At 59.7% G+C, this 25,287-nt stretch carries 25 protein-coding genes; 13 read left to right on the top strand and 12 right to left on the bottom strand.

The features are described 5' to 3' along the window. The first annotated feature begins 110 nt into the window (after positions 1-110). Genes J3P73_RS24885 through J3P73_RS24870 form a run of 4 tightly spaced genes read left to right on the top strand, consistent with a single transcriptional unit; the run spans position 111 to position 3,756 of the window. The gene (locus J3P73_RS24885; protein WP_130673621.1) at positions 111-587 is read left to right on the top strand and encodes a MarR family winged helix-turn-helix transcriptional regulator; all 477 of its coding nucleotides are present in this window, start codon (positions 111-113) and stop codon (positions 585-587) included. After that, positions 584-2,656, top strand: a complete 2,073-nt coding sequence (locus J3P73_RS24880; RefSeq protein ID WP_130687390.1) for an FUSC family protein — start codon at positions 584-586, stop codon at positions 2,654-2,656. The genes J3P73_RS24885 and J3P73_RS24880 overlap by 4 nt, the downstream gene beginning before the upstream one ends. Positions 2,657-2,662: 6 nt before the next feature. After that, positions 2,663-2,872, top strand: a complete 210-nt coding sequence (locus J3P73_RS24875; protein WP_024319805.1) for a DUF1656 domain-containing protein — start codon at positions 2,663-2,665, stop codon at positions 2,870-2,872. Beyond that, a complete protein-coding gene (locus J3P73_RS24870; RefSeq protein WP_130657075.1) occupies positions 2,869-3,756 on the top strand; it encodes an efflux RND transporter periplasmic adaptor subunit in 888 nt (295 codons plus the stop codon). The genes J3P73_RS24875 and J3P73_RS24870 overlap by 4 nt, the downstream gene beginning before the upstream one ends. A gap of 233 nt (positions 3,757-3,989) precedes the next feature. Here the strand turns inward: J3P73_RS24870 and J3P73_RS24865 are convergent, their stop codons facing one another. The 5 genes from J3P73_RS24865 to J3P73_RS24845 all read right to left on the bottom strand — a co-directional run bounded on the left by J3P73_RS24865 (position 3,990) and on the right by J3P73_RS24845 (position 7,634). Continuing rightward, positions 3,990-4,715, bottom strand: coding sequence for an amino acid ABC transporter ATP-binding protein (locus tag J3P73_RS24865; RefSeq protein ID WP_024319803.1), 726 nt, complete (start codon positions 4,713-4,715; stop codon positions 3,990-3,992). Next, entirely contained in the window at positions 4,693-5,352 is a 660-nt protein-coding gene (locus J3P73_RS24860; RefSeq protein ID WP_024319802.1) for an amino acid ABC transporter permease, read from the bottom strand. The genes J3P73_RS24865 and J3P73_RS24860 overlap by 23 nt, the downstream gene beginning before the upstream one ends. Next, positions 5,349-6,020: an amino acid ABC transporter permease gene (locus J3P73_RS24855; RefSeq protein ID WP_024319801.1), complete on the bottom strand. Its 672-nt coding sequence runs from the start codon at positions 6,018-6,020 to the stop codon at positions 5,349-5,351. Before J3P73_RS24855 ends, J3P73_RS24860 begins: the two co-directional genes overlap by 4 nt. Positions 6,021-6,101: 81 nt before the next feature. Beyond that, positions 6,102-6,887 (bottom strand): transporter substrate-binding domain-containing protein, encoded by a 786-nt coding sequence (locus J3P73_RS24850; protein WP_024319800.1) that lies wholly within the window; start codon positions 6,885-6,887, stop codon positions 6,102-6,104. A gap of 3 nt (positions 6,888-6,890) precedes the next feature. Then, complete coding sequence (locus tag J3P73_RS24845) at positions 6,891-7,634, bottom strand: GntR family transcriptional regulator (protein WP_024319799.1); 744 nt, start codon at positions 7,632-7,634, stop codon at positions 6,891-6,893. Between the two features lie 256 nt (positions 7,635-7,890). On the opposite strand from J3P73_RS24845, the gene J3P73_RS24840 reads away from it, so the two are divergent. Together J3P73_RS24840 and J3P73_RS24835 are read left to right on the top strand one after the other, a co-directional pair. Further along, the gene (locus J3P73_RS24840; RefSeq protein WP_017991284.1) at positions 7,891-8,157 is read left to right on the top strand and encodes a type II toxin-antitoxin system Phd/YefM family antitoxin; all 267 of its coding nucleotides are present in this window, start codon (positions 7,891-7,893) and stop codon (positions 8,155-8,157) included. After that, positions 8,154-8,582 (top strand): type II toxin-antitoxin system VapC family toxin, encoded by a 429-nt coding sequence (locus tag J3P73_RS24835; RefSeq protein WP_130687391.1) that lies wholly within the window; start codon positions 8,154-8,156, stop codon positions 8,580-8,582. The genes J3P73_RS24840 and J3P73_RS24835 overlap by 4 nt, the downstream gene beginning before the upstream one ends. A 36-nt stretch (positions 8,583-8,618) precedes the next feature. Here J3P73_RS24835 and J3P73_RS24830 read toward each other — a convergent pair whose 3' ends face one another. The 7 genes from J3P73_RS24830 to J3P73_RS24800 form a co-directional block, all read right to left on the bottom strand. Next, entirely contained in the window at positions 8,619-9,389 is a 771-nt protein-coding gene (locus J3P73_RS24830; protein WP_018480586.1) for an amino acid ABC transporter ATP-binding protein, read from the bottom strand. 12 nt (positions 9,390-9,401) lie between these two features. Beyond that, a complete protein-coding gene (locus J3P73_RS24825; RefSeq protein WP_024319797.1) occupies positions 9,402-10,061 on the bottom strand; it encodes an amino acid ABC transporter permease in 660 nt (219 codons plus the stop codon). A gap of 6 nt (positions 10,062-10,067) precedes the next feature. Next, the gene (locus tag J3P73_RS24820; RefSeq protein WP_024319796.1) at positions 10,068-10,730 is read right to left on the bottom strand and encodes an amino acid ABC transporter permease; all 663 of its coding nucleotides are present in this window, start codon (positions 10,728-10,730) and stop codon (positions 10,068-10,070) included. A gap of 117 nt (positions 10,731-10,847) precedes the next feature. Further along, positions 10,848-11,687: a transporter substrate-binding protein gene (locus J3P73_RS24815; RefSeq protein ID WP_024319795.1), complete on the bottom strand. Its 840-nt coding sequence runs from the start codon at positions 11,685-11,687 to the stop codon at positions 10,848-10,850. Between the two features lie 716 nt (positions 11,688-12,403). Then, entirely contained in the window at positions 12,404-14,188 is a 1,785-nt protein-coding gene (locus J3P73_RS24810; protein ID WP_130687392.1) for a methyl-accepting chemotaxis protein, read from the bottom strand. A gap of 221 nt (positions 14,189-14,409) precedes the next feature. Beyond that, positions 14,410-16,593, bottom strand: coding sequence for a DUF1217 domain-containing protein (locus tag J3P73_RS24805; RefSeq protein WP_024319793.1), 2,184 nt, complete (start codon positions 16,591-16,593; stop codon positions 14,410-14,412). A 207-nt stretch (positions 16,594-16,800) separates the two neighbouring features. Then, positions 16,801-17,448, bottom strand: a complete 648-nt coding sequence (locus J3P73_RS24800) for a TetR/AcrR family transcriptional regulator (protein WP_024319792.1) — start codon at positions 17,446-17,448, stop codon at positions 16,801-16,803. Between the two features lie 163 nt (positions 17,449-17,611). On the opposite strand from J3P73_RS24800, the gene J3P73_RS24795 reads away from it, so the two are divergent. The 7 genes from J3P73_RS24795 (at position 17,612) to J3P73_RS24765 (ending at position 25,141) form a co-directional block, all read left to right on the top strand. Continuing rightward, positions 17,612-18,490: an EF-hand domain-containing protein gene (locus J3P73_RS24795; protein WP_130657069.1), complete on the top strand. Its 879-nt coding sequence runs from the start codon at positions 17,612-17,614 to the stop codon at positions 18,488-18,490. Between the two features lie 325 nt (positions 18,491-18,815). Continuing rightward, positions 18,816-20,108 (top strand): flagellar hook protein FlgE, encoded by a 1,293-nt coding sequence (locus tag J3P73_RS24790; RefSeq protein WP_075224160.1) that lies wholly within the window; start codon positions 18,816-18,818, stop codon positions 20,106-20,108. Positions 20,109-20,120: 12 nt separating this feature from the next. After that, positions 20,121-21,581 (top strand): flagellar hook-associated protein FlgK, encoded by a 1,461-nt coding sequence (gene flgK / locus J3P73_RS24785; protein ID WP_130687393.1) that lies wholly within the window; start codon positions 20,121-20,123, stop codon positions 21,579-21,581. Between the two features lie 2 nt (positions 21,582-21,583). After that, on the top strand, positions 21,584-22,630 hold the full coding sequence (locus J3P73_RS24780) for a flagellar hook-associated family protein (RefSeq protein WP_130687394.1): 1,047 nt from the start codon (positions 21,584-21,586) through the stop codon (positions 22,628-22,630). Positions 22,631-22,641: 11 nt separating this feature from the next. Further along, on the top strand, positions 22,642-23,016 hold the full coding sequence (locus J3P73_RS24775) for a hypothetical protein (protein WP_012755563.1): 375 nt from the start codon (positions 22,642-22,644) through the stop codon (positions 23,014-23,016). A gap of 155 nt (positions 23,017-23,171) precedes the next feature. Beyond that, positions 23,172-24,065 (top strand): DUF6502 family protein, encoded by an 894-nt coding sequence (locus J3P73_RS24770; RefSeq protein WP_075224159.1) that lies wholly within the window; start codon positions 23,172-23,174, stop codon positions 24,063-24,065. After that, positions 24,062-25,141: a DUF5666 domain-containing protein gene (locus J3P73_RS24765; protein WP_024319787.1), complete on the top strand. Its 1,080-nt coding sequence runs from the start codon at positions 24,062-24,064 to the stop codon at positions 25,139-25,141. Before J3P73_RS24770 ends, J3P73_RS24765 begins: the two co-directional genes overlap by 4 nt. The last annotated feature ends 146 nt before the right edge of the window (positions 25,142-25,287 follow it).

Here is a 25,287-nt window from a genome sequence, read left to right as displayed (position 1 = left end):
CGAAGGAGCAGGTGCTTCGGTGTCTTCCCGCCGAGCAAGCTGTCCGCCAACCGATATTATAGATAGCAAATAATTTGAATCCTATCGATATTGATGCTATATACTCGTTCATGAACACCTACAGCAACCTCCAGCGTGTCTTCACCGCCAACCTTCTTTCGACCGGTCGCCAGTGGCGCCGTGCCGTAGATCTGGCGTTGAGTTCGCATGGCATCTCCGAAGCCTGTGCGGCACCGCTCCTCTGGATCGGCCGCCTGGGCGGCGGTGTTCGTCAGGTCGTGCTCGCCAGCCACGTCGGCATCGAAGGACCGTCGCTGGTGCGTCTGCTCGACCAGCTCGAAACGCTCGGGCTCGTCATTCGGAAGGACGATCCGGCCGACCGGCGGGCCAAGGGATTGTGGCTGACCGAGCAAGGGGCAACGCTTGCCGCTCGCATGGAAAAAGTGCTCGACGATCTGCGCGGCCACATTCTTCAAAACGTCGACAAGGCCGATCTGGAGGCCGCCATCCGGGTGCTGCAGGCCTTCGACAACAGCGAGATGCCGCAACCAGGCACCTTGGAAAAGCAGGTCGAGGCAGCATCGTGAGTTTTCCCAGTTGGCGTGATTGGCTATTTTCAGCCAAGGCTTTCCTTGCATCGATGCTTGCGCTCTTCGTCGCATTGTCGCTCGACCTGCCGCGCCCTTATTGGGCTATGGCTGCCGTCTATGTCGTTGCCAACCCGTTGGCCGGCGCGACGAGCTCGAAAGGTCTTTACCGCGCGCTAGGAACGCTGCTCGGCGCCTCGGCCGCCGTCTTCCTCGTGCCGCTCTTCGTCAATGCGCCGGAGCTTCTGTCGCTGGTGATCGCGCTCTGGACCGGCACGCTGCTCTTCCTGTCGATGCTCGACCGCAGCGCCCGAAGCTATGTCTTCATGCTGGCGGGATATTCGCTGCCGCTCATTGCTCTGCCATCTGTCGGCGCGCCGGAGACGATTTTCGATACCGCGCTTGCCCGTTCCGAAGAGATCATCATCGGCATCACCTGCGCCAGCATCGTCAGCGCTGTCGTATTTCCGGCAAGCGTCCGCACCGTGCTCGGCGGGCGTATCGTCTCATGGTTCGATGACGCCGGAAGCTGGGCCGACGAAATCCTGCGCGGGGAGGGCGCATCGCCCGCAACCCCGCTGAAGCGGCAGAAGCTCGCTGCCGACATGACTGGCCTGGACCTCATCATCAGCCAGCTCGGACATGATGCGAACGGCCGTGATATCGTTCGCCATTCCCGCGAATTGCGGGGACGGCTGTTGATGTTATTGCCTCTCTTCTCCTCGCTCGCCGATCGCCTCCATGCACTAAAGGCCGACGGCGAACGGCTACCTGCGGAACTCTCGAACGTCCTCAACGACATAGCCGATTGGCTGCGGCAAGGCGGCAAAGGCGAGGCCGGGGATAACGCCGAGCGTCTGCGCGGGCGCGTCGAAGCCCTCCAGCAATCGGACCCGGACAATGTCGGTTGGAATGCGCTGCTTTTCCGCAGTGCGCTGGCTCGCCTGGCGGAGATCGTCGATCTCTGGCACGACTGCCTGACACTGCGCGACCAGATCCGAAGCAGCGATCACGCCGGACCTTGGCATCCCGTCTTCCGGCACCGCCGCATCGTCGGCCGCAACCGCCATTACGATTATGCGCTGCTGGCCTTCGCCGCCTGTTCGGTGATTGCAGCGATCGTCGTCGCGTCCTTCTTCTGGATCTTCTCCGGCTGGCAGAACGGCGCAGGTTTCGTCACCATGGCCGCGGTGGCATGTTCTTTCTTCGCGGCGCTGGACCGACCGGCGCCCTTCATCCGTTCGATGTTCATCTGGTGTGCCGTCAGCCTTGTCATCTCCTTCATCTACATCTTCGCCATCCTGCCGGCTGTGAACAGCTACGAACTGCTGGTGCTGGTATTTGCGCCGCCCTTCCTGCTTCTCGGCCTGCTGATCCCGAAGCCTCAGTTCAACATGCTGGCGATGCTGCTTGCGGTAAACAGCGCGTCCTTCATCGCGCTTCAGGATCGGTACTCTTCGGATTTCACGACCTTCGCCAACGAAGCGATCGCGGCCCTTGCCGGCATCGGCTTTGCCCTGGGCTGGACACTGATCGCTCGTCCCTTCGGCGCCGAACTCGCGGCGCGGCGGCTCCTCCGGGCTGGCTGGAGAGACCTTGCCGAGACCGCCGCCGGCGAACGGCGGACCGACCATGAACAGCTTTCGGGGCGCATCCTCGATCGTCTCGGTCAGCTGGTTCCCCGGCTGGCCGCCGTCGAGGATCGCGAACTGAAAAAGGTCGACGGCTTTGCCGAGGTGCGTCTGGGTTTCAACGTTCTGATGCTGCAAACGAAGAGAGCCGAGTTGCGCGGCTCAAGCAGTTTGTCGGTCGGGCATGTTCTGACCGGCGTATCGGATTTCTACCGGTCGCGCCTCAAGGCGGGACAGGCGATCGATCCGCCGGACGAACTGCGTCAATCGATCGACGACAGTCTCGCGACAGTCGTACTCGAAAACCCGCAAGCGGATAGAGAGAATGTCGATGCCCTCGTCGGCCTTCGCCGCGCGCTCTTCCCGGAAGCGGCTCCGCCGGCAAACTGGCGCGATCCGCAAGCTCTTGCCACTCCTCTCCAAATTGCCGCCGAGTAAAAGCCAATGCCTGCCGAATTCGATCTCTACGGCGTCTATGTGCCACGCCTCCTCGTTCTCATGATCTTAAGCTTCATGCTGGTCATCCTCATTCGCCGGAGCCTTAGTTGGCTCGGCGCCTATTCGCTGGTCTGGCACCGCGGCCTCTTCGACCTTTCCCTCTATGTGCTGCTCCTGGGAGCAGTTTCCTCTTTGACACGCTGGTACTTCGTATGAACACGCTCAAATTTTCAATCCGCCTCATCGTGACCCTGGCCTTCGTTTGCGCCGCCTTCTATGTCGGCCGCGGCCTCTGGGTTCATTACATGGACGAGCCCTGGACGCGGGACGCCCGCTTGCGCGCCGACGTCGTCGGCATTGCACCCGACGTATCCGGCCTCGTCAGCGAAGTGGATGTACAAGACAATCAGCGTGTGAAGAAAGGTGACGTGCTCTTCCGCGTCGATCGCGAACGCTTCAACATTGCGCTTGCCCAGGCAGAAGCTGCCCTCGAAGGAAGCAGGGCTGCGATGGAGCAGGCACACCGCGAACGCGAACGCCAGGAGCGGCTTGGCGATGCGGCGTCGTTGCAGCAAAAGGAACAGGCCCGCACTGCGGAAGACCAGGCACGGGCCGCCTATGGGCAGGCGCTCGCAAACCGCGATCTCGCCAAGCTCAATCTCGACCGTTCAGAAATCAAGGCGACCGTCAACGGCACGGTTTCGAACCTGAGTTTGAGACCCGGCGACTATGTCACCGCCGGTACCGCGAAGGTCGCGCTCGTCGATACCGACTCCTTGCGCGTCGAAGGTTATTTCGAAGAGACGAAGCTGCCGCGCATCCACGTCGGCGATACGGTGTCGGTCCGCCTCATGGGGCAGAGCCAAAGGCTCCAGGGTCATATCGACAGCATTGCGACCGGCATCGAGGATCGCGAGCGCACCGCAGGCACCGGCCTGCTTGCCAATATCAATCCCACCTTCAGCTGGGTGCGGCTGGCGCAGCGCGTGCCCGTGCGCATCAATCTCGACAATGTGCCTGGAAACGTTCACCTCATTGCTGGCCTGACGGCAACCGTCGAAGTGCGAGAACCATCATCGAAGCCTACCTCGATTGACTGAGCCCGCGCGCCATACGGACCCCGGATTGGGGGGTCAGAAACCCATCAATCCGGGTCCGTTTTCCAAGGCGGTGAGAGCAAAAGGATATCGCTGTCGCCGCGCCGTACTGACTTGCGTTTAATCGAGTTCCATAAACTGCATTATGCCACTTTGGCATGACAGATGGTGCGTTCAAGGATGAAGTGCGAAAGAAACCAATGGGTTATCGCTCGCAAGGAAAGCGCACGGATATTCTAGTTGACGCCGAGAAACTGCTTCAGCTCTGCAGTCTGAGGATTGGCGAAGACGTCCTCCGGCAGGCCTATTTCGTGAACGCGGCCCTGATGCATGAAGACGACGCGGCTGCAGACGTCGCGGGCGAACTTCATCTCGTGCGTTACCATCAGGAGCGTCATTCCCTCGGCGGCAAGCTCGCGCACGACGGCCAGGACTTCGGCGACCAGTTCCGGATCGAGCGCGGAGGTGATCTCGTCGCAAAGAAGCGCGGTCGGCTGCATGGCCAGCGCGCGGGCGATGGCGACGCGCTGCTGCTGGCCACCCGAGAGCTCGTCGGGATAGGCGTCGAACCTGTGGCCCAGCCCTACCCGCTCCAGCATCTTTCGGGCGGTGGCCTCGGCTTCGACTTTCGGGGTCTTCTTGACCACGGTCTGTGACAGCATGACGTTGCCGCCGACGGTCAGGTGCGGGAAGAGGTTGAACTGCTGAAAGATCATGCCGACCTTGAGGCGCAGTGCCTTCAGATGCACTTCGTCATCAAGGAGCTGCGCGCCGGCCACGGAGATGGAGCCGTCGGTGATGGTCTCAAGGCCGTTGATGCAGCGAAGCAGGGTCGATTTGCCTGAACCGCTCTTGCCGATAATAGCGATGACTTCGCCAGCCTCCACATCGAGATTGATGCCTTTCAGCACCTCGGTGCTGCCGAAGCTCTTGCGGACTTCAGTGATTTCGATGAGCGACATTGAGCTTCCTTTCCAGGATCTGGCTGCTTTTCGACAAAGGCCAGCAAAGGGCGAAGTAGATGAGGGCGACGAGCCCGTAGACGGTGAAGGGCTGGAAGGTGGCATTGGTGACCACCGTGCCGGCTTTCGACAATTCAACGAAACCGATGATCGAAGTCAGCGCCGTTCCCTTGACGATTTGAACGGAGAAGCCGACCGTGGGCGGTATGGCGACCCTCAGCGCCTGGGGCAAGATGACGTAGCGCATCTGCTGCAACCGGCCCATGCCGAGGCTGGCGGAGGCTTCCCATTGACCCCTCACGACCGCTTCGACGCAGCCTCGCCATATTTCGGCGAGGAAGGCGGCGCTCCACAGGGTGAGCGTCAATCCCGCAGCAAGCCAGGCCGGCACATCTATCCCGAAGAGACCGAGACCGAAAAACGCGATGAAGAGCTGCATCAGCAGCGGCGTGCCTTGGAAGAGCTCAATATAGTATTTCGCAAGTACCCTGAACGCCTTGCGCTTGCTGATGCGCAAGAAGAGCAGCCCCAGTCCGACCGCGCCGCCGCCGATGAAGGAGACGAGCGAAAGCAGGATCGTCCAGCGGGTGGCGAGCAGCAGGTTGCGCAGGATGTCCCAGAGTGTGAACTCGATCATCGCGTCGCCCTCCTCGGGAAAATGAACCCACCGACCACCGCCAGCACCTGCCGAAGCAGGATCGCCAGCACAAGATAGATGGCTGTCGAGACGATGTAGGCCTCGAAGGCGCGGAAGGTTCGCGATTGTATGAAGTTCGCAGCAAAGGTCAGATCCTCGGCGGCGATCTGCGACACCACCGATGAGCCGAGCATGACGATGACGACTTGCGACGACAGCGCCGGCCAGATGCGCTGCAGCGACGGCACGAGAACGACATGCCGGAAGGTTTCGAAGCGCGTCATGGCAAGGCTCTCGCCCGCCTCGAACTGACCCTTCGGAGTTGCCTGGATGCCCGCGCGGATAATCTCGCAGCTATAGGCGCCGAGGTTGACGACCATCGCGAGGTTGGCGGCCGTCAGTTCGGAAAGCTTGAGGCCTAGCGACGGCAGACCGAAAAAGATGAAAAAGAGCTGGATGAGAAACGGCGTATTGCGGATCAGTTCGACATAGGTCGCAACGACAGGCTTCAACCAAGCCGGGCCGAGCGCGCGCACCCAGGCACAGAAGATGCCGAGCGAAATGCCGAGCACGCCGCCGATCGCGATAAGCTCCAGGGTGATCAGTATGCCCTTGATGATCTCAGGATAATATTCAAGCAGCCAGCCGAATTCGAAATGATAGCTCAAGGAATTGTCCCCTCTTCTGGCGACGGAGCGTCACGTCATCCCGCGCGCAGGCGCGGGATGACGTCCGTGAGACCGGCTTCCTTACAGATCCGACGGGAGATCGGCGCCGAGCCACTTCTGCGAGATGGCGTTGAGCGATCCATCGGTTTTGGCGGCAGCGATAATGCCGTTTACCTTCTCCAGAAGAGCCGCCTGTTCCTTGTTGAGACCGATGTAGCAGGGCGAGTTCTTGATGAGGAATTTCATCTCAGGGCGCTTGGGAGGATTTTTGGCGAGGATCGCAGCGGCCACGACATTGCCGGTCGCGATGGTGTCGACCTGACCGGACAGGAAGGCCGAGATGGTGCCGTTATTGTCCTCGTAGCGCTTGATCGTCGCATCGGCCGGCGCGATCTTCGTCAGCTCGAGATCTTCGACAGCGCCGCGCGTAACACCGATGCTTTTGCCTGCGAGATCTTCCACCTTGGCGATCGAAAGATCGGCGGGCGCGAACACGCCATTGAAGAAGGGGGCGTAGGCCGTGGTGAAATCGATCACCTTTTCGCGCTCCGCATTCTTGCCGAGGCTTGATATGACCAGATCGACTTTGTTCGTCTGCAGATAGGGGACGCGGTTGGCGCTGGTGACCGGCACGAGTTCGGTTTTGACAGCCAGCTTCTCGGCAATGAGATTGGCCACATCGATATCGTAGCCCATCGGCGCCATGTCAGTGCCGACGCTGCCAAAGGGCGGGAAATCCTGCGGGACGGCGACACGCAGCGTACCGCGCGCCGTGATGTCGGCGAGAGCATCGGCGTAAGACGCGGAGCCGAAGCCGAAGGTTGCAGCCAGGGTCGCCATTGCGAAGAAGACTCGTCTTGTCAGCATGTTTTAATTGCTCCTTTGAAGTTGTGGTTTTTTGGGTCCGGGAGTTGGGGACACGGTCTTGGGAGGAAGTGACAGGGAACTGCGCAGTTCCGAGAGCGGGTCCGGGCGTGTGGTGAGATCGAGCCCCATTTCCACTTCGTCCAGATGTTCGACAGAGAGTTCCGCAGCTCTGACGAAATCGCCCGCTTGCATGGCCTCGAAGATGCGGCAGTGCCCGTCATGGGACTGTGCGGCATGAAATTCAGATTGATAGAGCATCGAGATGAGGATCGTCCTCGCTGTGAGATCGCGGAGGATATCGACGATGATGGCGTTCCCGCTCAATTCTGCGATGCGGATGTGGAAATCACCCATCAAATAGGTCAGGCGCTGGCGGTCGCCCGCAGCCATTGCCGTCTTTTCCTCGTTCAAATGCACGTCGAGAGCTTCGCTTCCCTCGTCCGTCAATACGCGCATGCTGCGCAGCAATCCGGCCTCGATGACGCGCCGTGCCTCATAGACCGCGATCGCCTCTTCAGCGGACGGCTCGACAACAAACCAGCCTCGTCTCGGACTGACATGCACGATACCGCGTGTTTCCAAGCGCATCATGGCTTCACGGACGCGGGTTCGAGACACGCTGAAGAGCGTTGCCAGCTGGTTTTCACTGAGACGCGTCCCAGGCCGAATTTTGGCTGAAAGAATCCCGGAGACGATCGTCTCCTCGATGGTCTTCTGCGTGCTCTCAGATGTCTGGCTATCTTGCATACAAGACAGGAAAGCAAAGCTCGTGCCAAAATTCTGCGTTCAGGACTTCCAAGATGTCTCGGATCCCTCCCCCTGGAATTTGCACGCTGGGAATGCAAACTGAGCGTAAATTGAGCGAGTCCCCGCAATTCCTTGCAAACTTCTCAGCGTCGGCCGCGCAAAGCCGGGAAAGCCCCTTCCCTATCGAAAAGTTGCTTGCGGCTAGACCGGTTCGGCTTATATAGTCATGATAGTCACTATAGTCAGGGTATAGCGAATGCAGCCATCCCGACCAGAGGATAAAAGTTGGACCGTCGCCAGTGCGAAGGCCAAGCTGTCTGAGGTTATCGAACGCGCGCAAGCAACACCGCAAACGATCATGCGCAATGGTAAACCAAGCGTCGTCGTCGTTTCGGCCGAGGAATGGCAGCGGAAGACCGCGCGCAAGGGCACCCTTGCAGAGTTTCTGATGCAATCGCCGCTGCGTGGCGCCGATCTGGACCTCGAACGGCAGCGCGACGAACCGCGTGATCTCCAGCTGTGAGACTTCTGCTGGACACCAATGTGCTTTCCGAGGTGACAAGGCCGCGTCCCGATGCACATGTCCTGCAATGGCTGGACGATCTCGACGAGGATCGCTCATTCATCAGCGTCGTATCGATCGCGGAGATCCGGCGTGGTGTTGCATTGATGGAAAGCGGTCGGAAGCGCGACGCGCTGGCTGAATGGCTTGCCCAGGACCTGCCGCAACGCTTCGAGCAGCGTGTCATCCCTGTAGACCAGGCGGTTGCGATAACCTCGGGAGACTTGATGGGGCTCGCAAAGCGAAGCGGACGCGGCTTGTCGTCAATGGGTGGCTTGATTGCCGCCACCGCGATTGCCCACGATCTCACCCTCGCCACCCGTAATATAAAGGATTTCGAGAGCCTTGGGATCGAGCTTGTCGATCCTTGGATCGAGCGCCCGTGACGATCCGCAGAGCGGACCGTCACGGGATCTTTTCGTCTAGTTGAAACTCGAGGTCTTGAGGAATTCCGCCAGCCGTTCGGTCTTCGGATGCACGAACATGTCCTTCGGATCGCCCTCCTCGCAGATGACGCCCTGGTTCATGAAGATGACCCGTGACGAAACGTCGTAGGCAAAGCGCATCTCGTGCGTGACCAGCAGCATGGTCATGCCGTCGGCGGCAAGCCCCTTGATGACCTGGAGCACTTCGCCCACCAGTTCCGGGTCGAGCGCGGAGGTCACTTCGTCGAACAGCATCAGCCTCGGCGACATGGCGATGGCGCGGGCGATCGCGACGCGCTGCTGCTGGCCGCCGGAAAGCTGTCCGGGATAATGGTTCGAGCGGGCGGAAAGGCCGACACGATCGAGCCATTTTTCCGCGATGGCGCGGGCATCCGGCTTCGTCATTTTCTTGACCTTGACGAGGCCGAGCATGACATTTTCAGCGGCACTCATATGCGGGAAAAGATTGAACTGCTGAAACGCCATGCCGGTCAGCGCGCGTTGGCGTGCAATCTCTTTCTCGCTCTTGCGGCGCCGCGTTGCGCCTTCGGCGCGGTAGCCGATCTCCTCGCCGTCGAGGCTGATCGTGCCGCCCTGGAATTCCTCAAGCATGTTGATGCAGCGCAGCAAGGTGGTCTTTCCGGAGCCGGATGAGCCGATGATGGAAATGACTTCGCCTTCCTGCACGGCGCAATCGACGCCCTTGAGGACTTCGTGGATGCCGTAAGTCTTGCGCAGACCCTGGATGTCGAGAATGGTCTTGGCCATCGGGGGAACTCCTCAGGACGGCAGGGCGGTCTTGCGCTCGACATATTTGCCGAAGTGCTCGATGCCGTAGTTGATGATGAAATAGAGACCGCCAGCCAGGAAATAGAACTGGAGGCTCATGAAATTGCGGGAGATGATCTCCTGTGTGCGCAGGAGAAGTTCTGCGACGCCGATGACGGAGAGCAGTGTCGAGGCTTTCACCATCTCGGCCGCCGTATTCACCCAGGCCGGCAGGCACTGGCGCATGGCCTGCGGCCACAGCACCGAGGTGAAGGTCTGGGTAAAGGTGAGGCCGATCGCCTTGGCGGCTTCGGTCTGCCCCTTCGGGATTGCCTGAAGCGCTCCGCGCACGATTTCGCCGACATGGGAGGAGCAGAAGATGGCAAGGGCAAGCACGCCGGCCGAGAACGGCCCGAGATCGAGGCCGACGGCGGCCGACACATAGTAGCTCGCCAGCACGAGCACGAGCACCGGCGTGCCGCGGATGATATCCGTATAGGCGCGCACGGCCAGACGCAAAACAACGCCGCCATAGACGAGCGCCAAACCAACGAAAACACCGAGTACGGAACCGGCGAGGATGGCCAGCAGGGAGATCGACACGGTCACGCCGATGCCGTTCATGATGACGTAGCGGGCGATCCAGAGTTGTTCGAGAAAAGTGTGGGACATCAGGGCTTATCTCGGCAGGGCCAGACGGCGCTCGACGAAGCGCATCACGGCGGCGATGAGGAAACAGGTCGCGACATAGAGCGCTGACGTCACCATCCAGGTCTCTATGACGCGGAAGCTCTCGACATTGATCTTGCGGGCAGCAAACGTCAGTTCGGGCACGGCGATGGCGGCGGCGAGCGAGGTGTCCTTGAAGAGCGAAATAATCGTCGAGGACAGCGACGGCAGCACGTTGCGCAGCATCAGCGGAGCGATGATGGAACTGCGGATCTGCATCCCCGTCAGGCCGATGGCAAGACCCGCTTCCGTCAATCCTCTCGGGATCGACAGCAGCCCGGCGCGGAACACCTCGGCCAGATAGGCGCCGGAGTAAAGGGATAGAACCAGGACGAAGCTTTTTATCTTGTCGAGGCGCAAGCCCATCTGCGGCAGCGCGAAAAAGGCGAAAAGCACCAGGACGAGAATCGGCAGATTGCGAATGACAGTGACATAGACCCGTGCCGGCACGACTGCAAAACGGCTTTTGGACGTCAGCGCGAAGGCCACGACGAGGCCGATCGCGGCGCCGATCAGGATCGAGATCATGGCAAGGCCGAGGCTGAGCGCGAGCCCGCTCAAAAGAAAATCAAAATTGCGCCAGACGGCAGCGAAATTCAACGTGTAACCCATACGGGCCGCCCTTTCAGACCAGAGCATGATGCCGAAAACTGTGAGCGGTTTTCGGACGACGTCGTGCTCTCACTCTCTAAATGCGGAGCGGGAAACGTGTCCCGCTCCACATGGCTGTTACTTGAACTCGACGGGAAAGCCGATCTGTGGCGGGGTCAGATCCTTGCCGAACCAAGTCTTGAAGGACTTGGCGTAAAAGTCGAATTCAACGCCGGTCATGGCTTCGTGCAGGGCGGTGTTGACGAAGTTCAACCAATCCTGATCGCCGCGTTTGACGGCGCAGGCATAGGTCTGCGGGTTCCAGCCGTAGCCGGCATCTTTATAGCGACCCGGATTCTGCGTCATGTACCAGGCGAGCGACGACTGATCCGTGGCGACTGCATCGGCGCGTCCCGATTCCAGCGCCTGATAGATCAGGTCGACGGAATCGTACTGGTCGACGGTGGCCTCCGGCAATGCCGCATGCACCATCGCCTCGGCATAGACGTTCTGGAGAACCGAGATGGTGACGGAGGAGCCGGCCGTCTTGAGGGCGGCGTAGTCGGCATATTTTCCGTCCGCCTTGAGCATCAGGCCTACACCCTCGCGATAATAGGGAATGGTGAAGGCAACCTGCTGGGCGCGCTCGCCGGTAACGGTCATGAACTGGCAGGTGATGTCGACTTTGTCGGTGGTGATGTTCGGGATGCGGGCATCGGAGGACTGGTTCACATATTCGATCTTCTCAGGGTCGCCGAAAAGCGCCTTGGCGATGATATGGCCCATGTCGACGTCGAATCCCTGAAGCTTGTCGTCGGCGCTCTTGAAGTGCCAAGGCGCATTGGTGCTGCCCGTGCCGAGGACGAGATGGCCGCGGGCCAGCACTTCATCGAGCTTGCTGCCTTCGGCCAGCACAGGCGTGGACAACAGAGCGGCGGCGGCCAGCGACATCACGCCGGTGCGAAAGGAAATGGTCATGGCGTTCCCCTTATGGATGATTTCTATTGTTCCAGTATAATGGACGCATGTCTGTTTTACTGGAATAACGTTATCAAGTGCCATCAAGGATGAATTGTCAATGGGTCGTGCCGAAAAAACGCGCAGTGGTGCGCGTGGCGATTTTTTTGGCAGCGCAGCATTTTTCTCTTGTTTCCGAGCTTCATCATCATGCCCCTCCCGCTCCGTGACCTGGCGGCCGAACCGAGCCTTTATCTTCGGTGGGTTGATGAAATCTCCGCCGGTGGGCTGCCGACGATGCGGCCGCAGAGCCGGCGCCTCCGGATCCGGCCGCCTTAGGGGGGGTGCGGTCGCGGCGCGGATCAGCGAACCGGCCGCTTCACCTGCGGCGAACGAGCCATCGAGTTGCAGGATAATCTGCCGGGTGAAGGCGAACAATTCACCCGCATGGCGCCGACGGTCGATTTGCGCGAAAGGCCCGACGCATGGATCGAGCGTTGCAAGCCGAACCATCCCGGTTCGAGGTAGCTTGATTGAAGTGGGGTGGGCAGCGCGGCTGAAGTGTGGGAGACAACCAGCCGAGCATATGGCCAGCCCAGCCGTCCTGGGCGCGGCATTGCAACGCATACAGCCGTCGCGCTGTTTGCGAGCTTTATCGTGTCCCGCTTCGGCCTTTCGATCACGGTGACGTTCTGCCGTCACCGATACTGCTCAGATATGGCCTCAACTTGGGCAGATCAGAATTCCTCCCAATCAGACTTCAGCGCGACGGACGCCGACCCACGCATGGACGCGGCAGGCGAGGTACGAACGACTTTCAAAGCCGTCGGTGCGGCGGCGTGGCGATCCGCCTGCACGAACGAAGACCTCGATCTCGGTGCATCGTTGAAACGGAACTGTTCAAGAAGCTCGAAGAGCGCGGCAGCCTCTCGCGCAAGGCCGTGGCTCGCGGCCGTCTGCTCCTCGACCATCGCGGCATTCTGCTGCGTTCCCTGGTCGACGGTGTTGATGGACTGGCTGATCTCGCCGAGCGCAGTCGATTGCTCGCGCGCCGCCTCCACGATCGCCGTGACGTTGGTATTGATTTCGTGAACCTGACTGGCGATTTCCTGGAGCGCGGATCCGGCATTCGTGACGAGGGCAACGCCGTTTGCGACATGAGAACCGGATGCCGTAATCAGGCTCTTTATCTCCTTTGCAGCTTTCGCCGATCGCTGCGCCAGTTCGCGGACCTCCTGGGCAACGACCGCAAAACCCTTGCCGGCCTCCCCTGCCCGTGCCGCTTCTACGCCGGCATTAAGCGCCAAAAGGTTCGTCTGGAAGGCAATCTCATCGATGACACCGATGATGTTGGAAATCTCGCGTGACGAATTTTCGATCTGGTCCATCGCTCCAATCGCGTCACGAACCACCTGGCCGGAATGTTCCGCATGGTTCCTGGTACGCGCCACGAGCTGACCGGCTTCCTCCGCACGGCGGCTCGAATCCTTGACCGTCGTCGTGATTTCCTCAAGGGCGGCGGCGGTTTCTTCGACGGATGCCGCTTGCTGCTCGGTACGTTTTGCCAGGTCGTCGGCCGCCGTGCGGATTTCGTTGGAACCGGCGGAGATCGCCTTGGCATTTTCGGCAACCGTCGCCATCGCGCCCTTCAACTTTTCCGAGGCGCTGTTGAAGTCGGAACGCAGCCTTTCCAGTGAAGGAATGAAAGGCTTCTGGATCGCCTGCGACAGGTCGCCATCCGCAAGATTCGTCAGGCAAAGCGCAAGTTGTTCGACATTTTCGACGCGTGCCGTGACATCGGTCGCGAACTTCACGACTTTGAACACCTTGCCGTTCAGGTCAAAGATCGGATTGTAGGAAGCCTGGATGTAAACCTTTCGTCCACCCTTGCCCACACGCGTGAATTCGTCGGCAACCAGTTGGCCGCTCGCAAGTTTCCGCCAGAATTCCTTGTAAGCCTCCGACCTCGAGTAATCGGCTTCACAGAACATCGAATGATGTTTGCCCTGGATTTCGGCAAGCGAATAACCAAGCGCGGTCAGGAAATTGTCGTTCGCGGTCAGGATTTCGCCGGCCGGCGTGAATTCGATGATCGCCTGAGCCCGGGACAATGCGTCGATCTTGCCCGCATGCTCGGCAGATTTCAGCTTCTGCGCGGTGATATCGGTTGCAATCTTGATGACCTTGACCGGCTTCCCGCGTCGGAACACGGGATTGTAGGATGCTTCGATCCAGACCTCACGCCCGCCCTTTCCGAGCCGCTTATATTGTTGTTGATCGAATTTCCCGGCCGACAGCTTCGTCCAGAAAGCCTTGTATTCTGCCGAGGATGCGTAGGCAGGTTCGACAAACATGCTGTGATGTTTTCCGACGATCTCCCTCAACTCGTAACCGAGCGCCCTGCAGAAGCTTTCGTTTGCGGTGAGGATATTGCCCGATAAATCAAACTCGATCATCGCTTGCGACTTCGACAGAGCCGCAAGAACCGCGACAGCATTTGCACCACGATCAAGAATATTCATTCGCAAATCCCCCTAGATTCATCGCTGTCGATCCCGCCATTTCGGGAATATTCGCCCATGCTTATTAACGGGGATTTAATTATGAATATAACGTGCAGGATATTTTGTTTTCAACCAGCGCTGCGTTCATCAGGCGCATCCGGGCAAAGGCACCGGCCCCCTGCCCCGCAGGGCAGCGATGCACTTCCGTCAGCTTCTCCGGGAACGGGCCTACAGGCCGCTCAACTGCTTTTCAACTGCGCCACCGCAAGCAGCGTGTCAGCGCTGATTGTCGCCGAGCCGGTCAGGATCGACAGGGCTGACGACGTGGTGCCCGTGCCGTTGGCCATGTCATACATGGCGGTGAAGCGTTGGATCAGATCGTCGACTTTGTCAGGATCCGACAGATCCTTCATGTCGATGAAATTGTCGACCATCTCGGCTTGCTTGTCGACGTCCATGTTCGAGACGTAACTGGACAGGTTGAAGGTCGTCGTAAAGAACTCAAAGAGCGCGCTGTCGCCCAGAATGTCATAGGCGTTCGAAATCTCCGGCGCCTTGCGTGCGAAATAGAGGGCAAGGCGCACGCCGGTGTTGCTGTCGCCCTGGTCGTCTTCGAGCGTCAGCCTGACATAGGAGTCGATCGTTTCCAGCACATCGCCGCGCTGCTGCACAGTCCCGGTCGGATCGGCGGAAATATTGCCGTCCTGATCGAAATTGAACGAGCCGACGAGTTCGCCGAAACGATTGTCGTCCAGCTTGTTGACATAACTATCTTCGTCGTCGAGATCGGAAGAAAACATCTTCTCCAACTCGTCCGACGTGACATCGTCCGGGTCGAGCCCCTTCGCCTCAAGCGCAAAGCTAACCAGGCGATCGTCGGCCAGAAATTCGCTGGCCGTGGTGATCGTCGCCATCTGCTCGCGAAAATAGGTGATCTCGTCATTCGCTGCATCGGTCGCCTCGGTCAGTTCGTCGCCTTCGAGGTATCGGATTTTGTTCTGCTTGTAATAGGCGGCATAGTCGTCGACGACGGATTCCGACATGGCCTGCAAGGGAACGGTGACGTCACCATTGTCGTCGAAGTTGAAGGCTTTGCGAAAGGCTACGAACCGGTCGTCGTCGAGGCTGTTGACATAGCTTTTCGAGTCCGCGGGATCGCTTTCGAGAATTTTCCGAACTTCGCTTCTCGAAACGCTGTCCGGGTCTATGTCATAGGCGCGCAACGCCATTTCCCACAGTTCCGGAAGATCGTCGTTGTCGTCGTCATCATCGTCATCGTTCGATACGAGGAAATCATCGATCGAGGTGACGCTGGCGATGCGTGTCGTATAGTTGTCGGTGGCATCTTCCGTGCTGGCATTGGCGACCAGCACCTGATAATTTTCGTCGAAGGCTGCCGTGGTCGTGGCGGTCTGGTTCGAGGTCTGGGCGGTGTCGCCATCGGCAAGCGCGCCGTCCTCGTCGAAATTGAAGGCGTCGTGCAGGTCAGACAAGCCGATCGCTTCGGCGATGTCGGCGCTTTTCAGGGCTGCCGAAATGTAGGAGTCGGATTCGTCGTCGGAAAGCCCGTAGGCGATCCTGAGATAGCCGACCAGTTTGTCGTCGCTCATCAATTGGTCGACGGAGGTGATGTTGCCAATTTCGGCAGCAAAATAGGTGTCGTAGGCCTCCCCGGTTTCCGTGGACGCGATCGTCGACGAGGCCACCGCATAAGCACTTGATACCAGCGAGATCTGGTCCTCCGACATCAAGTCGCCGTCGGTCGAGCCATCCTCGTTGAAGTTGAAGGCCCTGGCCAGGCTGACATAGACGTCGTCGCCAAGCTGGTTGACGAAACTGTCGGCATCGTCCAGATCGCTCGTCAAAACCTGCTTCAGGAAGCTGCTGGACGTGTATTCGGTGCTGAGACCGAAGGCCGTCAGCGCATAGTTCTTCAGTCTGGAGCTCGACAGAAATTCATCGACAGAGGTGATCGACGAGATATTGTCTTCAAAATAATCCGTCTCGTCCGCGATGTCGTCCGCCTCGGTGTCGAAGGATTCCTCATAGGCATCGAGCAGATTGTCCCGCTGCACGTCTGACTGCGCCGTCTTCGTCTCGCCCCCGAATTTGAAGGCGGCGGCGAATTCGGCGTAGCGGCCGTCGCTCAGACTGTTGGCGAAGCTCGATGAATCGCTGAGGTCGCTTTCCAGCACCTTCTTCATGAAGGCCTTGGCATATGTCATGTCGTCGAGCCCGTAGGCCTTCATGGCATAGGAGTAGAGCTTATAATCGCCCATGAATTCATCGACCGTCGTGACCTTGTCGATGTTTTCCTTGTAATAGGCACTGTCGCGGGAAACCGTTGCCTGCGAAGCCACACTCGAGAGACTGGCGTTCAGATTTCTGGCGACCGAGAGGTAGCTCACATAGGTGGAAACCAACGTCTGTCCCTTTGCATGAGCGCGCGCGCGAAAGCCTGCCGGCAGTCACGGTTGAAACTTTTCATGTTTGCTGAGATGTTGCCGCCGCTCATGGCGCATACGGACCGCATTCATGCGGCCGAATCAATTTAATAGAACCACATGGTACTATAATTATTCGAAAATGCAACAGGACGTCGAAAGCCGAGGGATTGCGGCTTTATCGCGTTAAGCGGCCCCGACGCCCGCCGCAAAGATTGCAATGCAACGCCTGAGATGGGCAAGCAGCACCGCCCGATCAGGCCAGGCCTGAGCGCGCCCTTCCGGCGGACCCATGCCGCCGAAAATCATATCCATCAGCATCCGGGCTCCGCTGGCCGGATCATCAAGTGACAACTTGCCTTCCGCCCTACGGTGGCTCAGCCAGTCGGTGAGGTCCTGCCGGCTGGCAAGCATGCCTTCGCGCTGCAGAATATCGACGAGCTCGGGAAACTGCGCCGCTTCGCGAAAGACGAGTTGCAGGAATCCGGCACGATCCGCGTCCTTGTCCTCATCCATATCGATCATGAAGATACGTTCGAGGCTCTCGGCGATCGAGATATCTTCAGCAGGCCGCGGCAAGTCGAGCATCAGGCGCCGATGCGCGCCGACCACAGCGGCAAACAGCTCTTCCTTGCTCTGAAACAGCTTGTAAAGCGTCTGTTTTGAAACACTCGCCTCGCTGGCGACGACTGCGGTCGTACTTCCGGCATAGCCGTATTTTACAAAAACGCGGCGGGCAATTTCGACAATATGCGCCCGCTTGTCCTCGTCGCTTGAGACTTTCGGCCGGCCTCGCTTGCGCGGCTCATCTACGGGCTCGTCGGCAACATCCATAATGATCTAGACCGCCTCATCGAAGCACAAGCCGACGCCCGCAGAAAGGAGACTACGATTTCTGAGGGACGATTTTTTCGGTTGTGGCATTAGCAATTTCGATTTAGAGAACTCATCAGTTCTGTAATGCGTTGCATCCCCACCCTCTATCGATGGAGCGCTTATGACGACCATTTCTGCCGCAACGTCGATCTCTTCCTATTCCTATAGCAAGAGTTCGACGTCAGCATCCCAGGACACCCTATCCTGTAATACGGTTTCGGCAAAAAAATCAACCGCAAGCCAGCAGCTCAGCGAAGACGCGACCAACAGCGCCGAGAAACTCATGTCGCAGTTGATGTCGTTGACGATGAACGGCCTCGCCGGTCAGTCCGCTTCCAGCGAGCAGCAGGACGGCGGCGCAGACATGGACGTTGCGCAGCTGGACAGCGATGGCGACGGGTACGTGAGCAAGGCCGAGTTCGTCGCAGCCCGGCCGTCCGATGTGTCGGAGGATGAAGCCGGCACGCTGTTCAACAGCTTCGACAGCGAAGGTTCCGGCTCGCTATCGGTCGATGCGCTGACCGAGGCCCTGTCCGCCCAGCAGTCGGAACGCGCCGAGGGGCCGCCACCCCCGCCACCTTCCGACGATGACGAACTTGCATCCATGCTCTCCGATCTCGATACCGACGGCGATGGGCAGGTGAGCAAGGCCGAGTTCGTTGCAGGTCGGCCGTCCGATCTGAGCGAGGACCAGGCCGGCACGCTGTTCGACAGCTTCGACAGCGAAAGTTCCGGCTCGCTATCGGTTGATACGCTGACCGAGGCCATGTCCGCTCAGCGGTCGGAACGTCCCGAAGGACCGCCGCCGTCCGCTGACGATGACGATGACCAGTTTGCATCCCTGCTCTCCGATCTCGATACGGACGGAGACGGGCTTGTGACATTGGACGAGTTTATGGCGGGTAAGCCGGACGACATCACCGAAAGTCAGGCGAGCCAGCTCTTTAGTCTGCTCGACACGTCAGGCACGGGTTCATTGTCTGCACAGTCCACGAGCTGACGGTCGTTAAGCCGTCGCCATTGCGGTCGCTGGAGGATCTGCACTGAGACGGTTTTAAAGCGACCCGGCAGTCGAGCCGGCAGAGCCGGCAGTCGGGTCGCTTGTGAAATATGGAAACGTTCGAATGGTGCGCCGTCACAGGCGCACGGATAACCAGCGCGCGGATGAGCCGAAGCGCCTATCGCCATCACGGGGTCAGTCCAGACAATCAGATCATCGACCGGCGTCGGCCTTTGCCCGGCGCCAGCGATGTGGTGCGCCCGCCATCCGGGCCCTGGAAGCCCCTCGTCACATGGCATGTTCCCAAACCTTAAAGGATCGAGCCATGAGCATTTTTGGAAGCATGAAAACCGCCGTCTCCGGCATGAGCGCCCAGGCAAACCGGCTCAGCACGGTTTCCGACAATATCGCCAACGCGAACACCACCGGCTACAAAGCCGTTTCGACGTCCTTTTCGTCATTGGTCCTGCCGTCTTCCTCGGGCAATTATAATTCAGGCGGCGTTCAGACCTCCGTGCGCCAGGCAATTTCTCAGCAAGGCGACATTTCCTATACGACGTCGGCCTACGACCTGGCGATCTCGGGAGACGGGTTCTTCATCGTCGAAAGCGCCGACGGCACGCCTGTGCTCACCCGGGCCGGCGACTTCTCGGTCGACAGCGACGGCAATCTCGTCAACGGCGCCGGTTTCACGCTCATGGGATACTCCTATGACTCCGGCGTGCCGGCTGTGGTCGTCAACGGCTTCGACGGCCTGGTGCCGGTCAACGTCTCTCAATCGGGCTTGAGCGCCGTCGCTTCGAGCAGCGCTTATTTCAGCGGCAACCTGAACTCCGAAGCGACCGTCGTCACCGATACGACGACACTGCCGAGCGCGAACACGGCGAGCGTCACCGACGACACGCAGAAGATGTCGCTGGTTGCCTATGACAGCCTCGGCGGCACCGTCCAGTACGACTATTACTTCACCAAGACCGGCGTCACGACAGACGCGAGCGGCGCGGTCACCGGCAGCACCTGGGAGGTCGCGGTTTACCGCAATGCCGATGCATCCACCGGCAGCACGGCGTCCTTTCCCTACTCTTCCGATGCCGTGAGCGTTGCCACGCTCTCCTTCGACGCCGATGGCCAGCTAACCTCCGCAACCGACACCGACATCGTCGATCCGGTGACGGCCAAGACGATCACCATGGATTATTCCGACTTCACCCAGCTTTCCTCCGACTTCTCGGCAACGGGCTCGGCAGACGGCCAGGCGGCAAGTGCCGTGAGTTCGGTGTCTATCGGTACGGACGGCGTGGTGTCGGTCTCCTATGCGAACGGCGCGACGAAGGCTCTCTATCAGATTCCTCTCGCGACGGTTGCCAGCCCCGACAATCTGACGCTGCTCAGCGGCAACGTCTACAGTGCCAACGGATTATCCGGCGTAACGGTCACCGGCTTCCCGCAGACGAACGGGCTTGGCTCCATCCAGTCCGGTGCTCTCGAAAGCTCGAACGTCGATCTCGCCGGCGAACTGACGGAAATGATCGAGGCGCAGCGCAGCTATACCGCCAATTCGAAGGTGTTTCAGACCGGCTCCGATATCATGGATGTCCTCGTCAATCTGAAACGATAGGAGGGCGCCGGCATGTCGCTCACCTCCGCCTTGAACAGCGTGCAAAGTATTTTCAATACTACGGGCCAGCAAAGCAGCATCGTCTCGACCAATATCGCCAATGTCGGAAATTCCGACTATGTGAGACGGGAGGCGTCGGTTACGACGTCTCTTTCCGGCGCCCAGGTCGTCAGCATCAGCCGGGCGCAGGAAACGGCGCTGCTTGCCCAGTATCTGCAAACGAATGCCAAGGACAGCGCCCAGCAGACGCTGGTAACCGGCCTCGAAAGCCTGAAGTCGCTGGTGGGCGGCAATGACTACGAGACCTCGCCGAGTACCTATCTCACGGCATTCCAGCAGGCGCTCCAGACGTTCTCCACATCCCCGAGCAGCACGACATCAGCGCAATCGGCCGTGACCGCCGCGCAGGATCTTGCCAATTCGTTGAATACAGCAAGCGACGGCGTCCAGTCGATCAGAACCGAGGCCGATGCGGAGATCACCACTCAGGTCTCCACCCTGAATACGCTGCTGTCGCAGTTCGAGGCGGCCAACAATGCGGTCAAGCTGGCCACATCGACCGGCACCGATACATCCTCGGCGCTCGACGAGCGTGAAAAGCTGCTGAAGCAGATCTCCTCGATCGTTGGCGTCACCTCAACCGTGCGCGACAATAGCGATATGGCGCTCTATACCTCTGATGGCACCGTGCTGTTCGAGACCATTCCCCGCACCGTCACGTTCGCGACGACGGCAACCTATGTTGCCGGAACGGAAGGCAATTCCATCTATATCGACGGCGTTGCACTCGACGCCGGCGAGGGATCGACGACGAGTGCCTCGGGCAGCCTGCAGGCGCTGCTGCAGCTTCGCGACGAGATCGCCCCGACATTCCAGGCCCAGCTCGACGAGATCGCCAAATCGCTCGTCCAGAGCTTCTCGGAAACCGACGGCAGCACGAGCGCGCCGGGACTTTTCGTGTGGACGACGGCGTCAGGCGCAGCCGGGGCAACACCTGCTGCTTCCGACGATACGACAGGGATCGCCTCCACCATTTCGGTCAATCCAGCCGTCATCACGAGCGAGGGCGGCGATGCGACGAAGCTGCGCGATGGCTCCATCAGCGGCATCACCGATCTCAACACTTCGGGAGACGGCGGCTTCTCGGACAATCTCGATGCCCTGTATCAGGCGCTGACGGAACAGCGCTCGTTCTCTTCCGACGCCGGTCTCTCCACGTCGCAAGGCCTGACGGACTACGCCAGCGCCTCCATCGGCTGGCTCGAACAATATCGAAGCGATGCAACGTCGGCCTCCGAAACAACGGCTGCGGCCTTGTCACGCTCCGACGAGGCCTATTCCAACGAAACCGGCGTCAACCTCGACGAGGAACTGACGCTGCTTCTCGACATCGAACAATCCTACAAAGCGGCGACAAAGATCCTGAACGTCATCGACGAGATGTTCCAGTCGCTCCTCGACATAGCGAGCTAGTCATGAAAGCATCTTTTGTCTCATCATCGGCGATGCAGAATGTTTTGCGGCTCACCATCAGCCAGTCCCAAAACAAGCTGCAGCAGGCCTCGACGGAAGCAACGACGGGAACCTACGCCGATATCGGCGTATCCCTCGGCAACGGCGCTGCAAAGTCGATCAATCTCACCAGCGCTATCGCCCAGGCCGCCTCGTTCAAGGCGAGCAATGCCGTCGTCGAATTGCGAATGGACGCATCGCAAACCGCCCTTTCGAGCCTCAAGGATGCCGGCGACAGCCTGGTCTCGAACCTGACCGCGCTCCAGGCGAGCCAGGATACGACAAGCATCGCCGTTGCCCTGCAGACGGCGGGCGCCACGATTTCGCAGTTGGTCTCGACGGCAAACACGTCGGTCAATGGCGAGTTCCTGTTTGGCGGAACGAACCTCGACAGCCAGCCTCTGAGCGATCAATCCTCGGCGGTCTCGGATACAATCGTTTCGGCTCTGAACGATTATGCAACCGGTCTCGGAAAAGACGTCAACGAGTTGACAGGCGAGGAAATCGGCAGCTTCATCACCGACACGGTCGAGCCGATGTTCTCCGAGAGCGCCTGGACGGACACTTCCGACGGCTGGTCGACCGCTTCCAGCACCGACATGACAAGCCGGATCAGCGGATCGGAAACCATCACCTCGTCGACCAACGCCAATTCCGAAGGCATGCGTTATCTCGCGCTGGCGTCCGTCGTGGTCTCCGCCCTCTTCGGCCAGGATCTCAGCTCCGACGCACAGAGCACCGTCGCATCCAAGGCGATCGCCTATGCGGCGCAGGCGACCTCCGGGATCGTGACGCAGCAAAGCGAACTCGGTCTCGCGCAGGAGCGGCTCGAAAAGGCAAATGACGCCCTCGACGCTCAATCCACTCTGCTTCAGGGAAACCTCGTCGATCTCCAGGGCGTGGATACCTATGAGGCTTCGACGCTCGTCAACCAGCTGCAGACGCAACTGGAAACGGCCTACACGCTCGTCTCGAAACTCCAGAGCCTGAGCCTGGTCAACTATCTCTGACGGATTGAAAAATGCGGGAATTCAAGCGGATGCAAATACCGGCCTTAGCGAGGGAGCCCAACACGACGTGTTCCGAAATCGTGGCGGAAGCGGCCTTCGCGCTTGCTTCCGGCATTATCGATACGATCCCCTTCGTCGGCAGCAAACTCGACGAGCAACAGACGCGGGCATGGCCGCGATCGGGTGTCTTCACAGATGACGGCGTCGAGATGACGGGTACGCCCCCTGAAATATTTGAGCTTTGCGAGCTGCTGGCAGCCCACATCGAGAAAGGCACGTCATTCGACGTATTCGAGGTTTTCCACAAGATTGCGCGCATCGACCGGCTGATCGACTGGCGCCATGGCGCAGTGCTGTCACCGGAGCCGCATCCGGTAACGCATTGACAGAAGGCGCAAAATATCTTCCGAATGGCGGCACGATCACGGCCGCGCCGCCAGGAAGCATGGCATGGGCTGATCTTGCAAGTGGCTTCTCCGTTGCGGCAATGTGGGCTTTGCCATAGGGGAGATCGAGGGCGATTGTCGAAGGTCTGCCGGCAATGGTCTTTCAGAGACCGAGTGTGTTGTTAATGTCAAAGCCGCGCGCGAAGCTTCCGTTCTCCGAAGAGACCTTGCAGGCCATGCTGATCCGCGTGCTTCGCCCGCTGGTCAAGCTTGCACTCGCCTCCGGCTTCAACTTCATCTCTTTTTCGACCGTTCTTCGCCGCCTCTATATCGAGGTTGCGGAGAAGGAATTCGCGCTGCCGAACAAGAACCAGACGGATAGCCGTATCTCGCTTCTGACCGGCATTCACCGTAAGGACGTCAATCGGCTGCGCGGACAGGTGCTTGCGGCATCCTTCCTGACCGTCGGCGTTTCGCAGACAAGCCGCATTCTCGCCAGATGGCTCGCCGATCCGTTTTATTGCGATGCGGAGGATCGGCCGAGCGCCCTGCCCCGGACCTCCAGCGACGGCGGTCCGTCATTCGAGAGCCTGGTGAGCGACATCACCAAGGACGTCCACCCCCGCTCCATCCTGGACGACTGGCTGGATAAAGGCATCGTCGTTCTCGATCAGAACGGCTGGATTCAGCTCGATCTCTCATCCATCATCCCCAATGCCGGTGACGAAGCCCGCCGGCATTATTTTACGCGCAACCTCCGTGACCATGTGCAGGCGTCGGTCATGAACCTGATGAACGAGCCTCCACCCTACTTCGAACGTGCGGTTCACTACGACGGGATATCCCCCGCGCTGGCGGCCCGGCTCGACGAGATTGCACGCCAGGAAGGGATGGCGCTGCTTCTGAAGCTCAACAAGATCGCCCATCAGGCGATCAAGGACGACCTCGGAGGCAACAGCCGCTGGATCGCTGGACTCTATGTCATGACCGAGGAGGATGAGGCCGATCGTCAGGCAGACGCCGCCTCCAAGACGGAGACAGACGAATGACCCCGTCGGCGATTTCGAGAAGGCAATTTCTGCTGGCCGGAATAGCGCTTCAAGTCCTGGGGGCCAAGATTGCAGCCGCGCAGCCGACGGGCACCAGCGATCATGGAATCGGCGGGTCTGGACTTTCCATCCAGGGCGGCGGCGAGAACGAAGATCACGGCATCGGCGGAACGGGCATCGTCGGAACCATCCAGGGCTTTGGAAGCATCATCGTCAACAACATCCACATACCGTTCAGCGCGACGACACCGATCGAAATCGACGGCCGACGCGTTCACGCTCGTGCGATGAAGGTCGGTCATGTCGCCCGGGTGCTGCTGACGGGCGGGCTTGCCGCCCGCATCACGATCGCCAGCGAAGTCCAGGGCCGCATCGACCGGATAGACAAGACCGGCATGACCATATTGGGGCAAACAATCGACACAACGGGTGTGCCGACGAAGGGTCTGCGGAAAGGCAAGCGGGTCGCCGTGTTCGGCATCCGCAAACCTGACGGTGCGATCATTGCCCGGCGCATCGAGCCCCGCTCCGTTTCCGAAGGCGCCCATGTTCGTGGCGTCCCTGTCAAGAGCAGCAATCGCGTCCTGATCGGCGGCCTTTCGCTTGGAAGCACGCATGGATACCTGGCCGGCAAGCAAACGCTCGTGCGTCTCAAGGCTGTCGCCGATCGATTGATCATCACGCGCATTCAGGCTGAACCCGTGGTGCCGGGCCTCAAACGTGGCATCGTCAACCTCGAGACCTTCCGGCCGACGGATAAGGACGGGCCGAGCGTAGGACCCAGAGGCTCCGCGCCTTTCGGCTCGATGCCGCTGTCGCCTGATGGTCATGGCTTCGTCGATGTCGGCGTGCGGGACTCAAGCAGAATGACAGGCTTTCCCGACGGGCGCATTCCGGACGGCTTCGGTTCGCGACCGCCAGGTGGCCCTTCGGATCGGCCGCCGCCCGATCATTCGCCTTTCGGCAGAGGCGGGCCGGGAGATTTTCCCGCTCCGGACAGAGGGGGGCCGCCAACGCAGGACGCCCCGCCGCCTGGGCCGCCACCGCCCCCAGGCCCGGGCCCGGGTCCGCGCTGAAAACGCTGTCACTCCCACGTTGACAAATGGGAAATTTTCCCATTTATTGTTCATGCGAATTCTGCTTCGGGTGATTCCAAGGAGGGTTTGCCGATTGGCTAACGTGTCCGCCCCACACCCGCTAGCCAATCGTTTGATTTTCAATC

The sequence above is a fragment of the Rhizobium ruizarguesonis genome, assembly GCF_017357285.1.
GTDB lineage: Bacteria > Pseudomonadota > Alphaproteobacteria > Rhizobiales > Rhizobiaceae > Rhizobium > Rhizobium ruizarguesonis.
This window is presented reverse-complemented; position numbering and strand designations above follow the sequence as displayed.

Bases quoted from the DNA above. Each gene is read 5' to 3' on its own strand.
- J3P73_RS24840 (WP_017991284.1), top strand. From the start codon at position 7,891: ATGCAGCCATCCCGACCAGAGGATAAAAGTTGGACCGTCGCCAGTGCG.
- J3P73_RS24860 (WP_024319802.1), bottom strand. From the start codon at position 5,352: ATGATCGAGTTCACACTCTGGGACATCCTGCGCAACCTGCTGCTCGCC.
- J3P73_RS24810 (WP_130687392.1), bottom strand. From the start codon at position 14,188: ATGAATATTCTTGATCGTGGTGCAAATGCTGTCGCGGTTCTTGCGGCT.
- J3P73_RS24790 (WP_075224160.1), top strand. From the start codon at position 18,816: ATGAGCATTTTTGGAAGCATGAAAACCGCCGTCTCCGGCATGAGCGCC.
- J3P73_RS24865 (WP_024319803.1), bottom strand. From the start codon at position 4,715: ATGTCGCTCATCGAAATCACTGAAGTCCGCAAGAGCTTCGGCAGCACC.
- J3P73_RS24830 (WP_018480586.1), bottom strand. From the start codon at position 9,389: ATGGCCAAGACCATTCTCGACATCCAGGGTCTGCGCAAGACTTACGGC.
- J3P73_RS24795 (WP_130657069.1), top strand. From the start codon at position 17,612: ATGACGACCATTTCTGCCGCAACGTCGATCTCTTCCTATTCCTATAGC.
- J3P73_RS24850 (WP_024319800.1), bottom strand. From the start codon at position 6,887: ATGCTGACAAGACGAGTCTTCTTCGCAATGGCGACCCTGGCTGCAACC.
- J3P73_RS24885 (WP_130673621.1), top strand. From the start codon at position 111: ATGAACACCTACAGCAACCTCCAGCGTGTCTTCACCGCCAACCTTCTT.
- flgK (WP_130687393.1), top strand. From the start codon at position 20,121: ATGTCGCTCACCTCCGCCTTGAACAGCGTGCAAAGTATTTTCAATACT.
- J3P73_RS24780 (WP_130687394.1), top strand. From the start codon at position 21,584: ATGAAAGCATCTTTTGTCTCATCATCGGCGATGCAGAATGTTTTGCGG.
- J3P73_RS24770 (WP_075224159.1), top strand. From the start codon at position 23,172: ATGGTCTTTCAGAGACCGAGTGTGTTGTTAATGTCAAAGCCGCGCGCG.
- J3P73_RS24800 (WP_024319792.1), bottom strand. From the start codon at position 17,448: ATGGATGTTGCCGACGAGCCCGTAGATGAGCCGCGCAAGCGAGGCCGG.
- J3P73_RS24775 (WP_012755563.1), top strand. From the start codon at position 22,642: ATGCGGGAATTCAAGCGGATGCAAATACCGGCCTTAGCGAGGGAGCCC.
- J3P73_RS24875 (WP_024319805.1), top strand. From the start codon at position 2,663: ATGCCTGCCGAATTCGATCTCTACGGCGTCTATGTGCCACGCCTCCTC.
- J3P73_RS24815 (WP_024319795.1), bottom strand. From the start codon at position 11,687: ATGACCATTTCCTTTCGCACCGGCGTGATGTCGCTGGCCGCCGCCGCT.
- J3P73_RS24870 (WP_130657075.1), top strand. From the start codon at position 2,869: ATGAACACGCTCAAATTTTCAATCCGCCTCATCGTGACCCTGGCCTTC.
- J3P73_RS24825 (WP_024319797.1), bottom strand. From the start codon at position 10,061: ATGTCCCACACTTTTCTCGAACAACTCTGGATCGCCCGCTACGTCATC.
- J3P73_RS24845 (WP_024319799.1), bottom strand. From the start codon at position 7,634: ATGCAAGATAGCCAGACATCTGAGAGCACGCAGAAGACCATCGAGGAG.
- J3P73_RS24765 (WP_024319787.1), top strand. From the start codon at position 24,062: ATGACCCCGTCGGCGATTTCGAGAAGGCAATTTCTGCTGGCCGGAATA.
- J3P73_RS24820 (WP_024319796.1), bottom strand. From the start codon at position 10,730: ATGGGTTACACGTTGAATTTCGCTGCCGTCTGGCGCAATTTTGATTTT.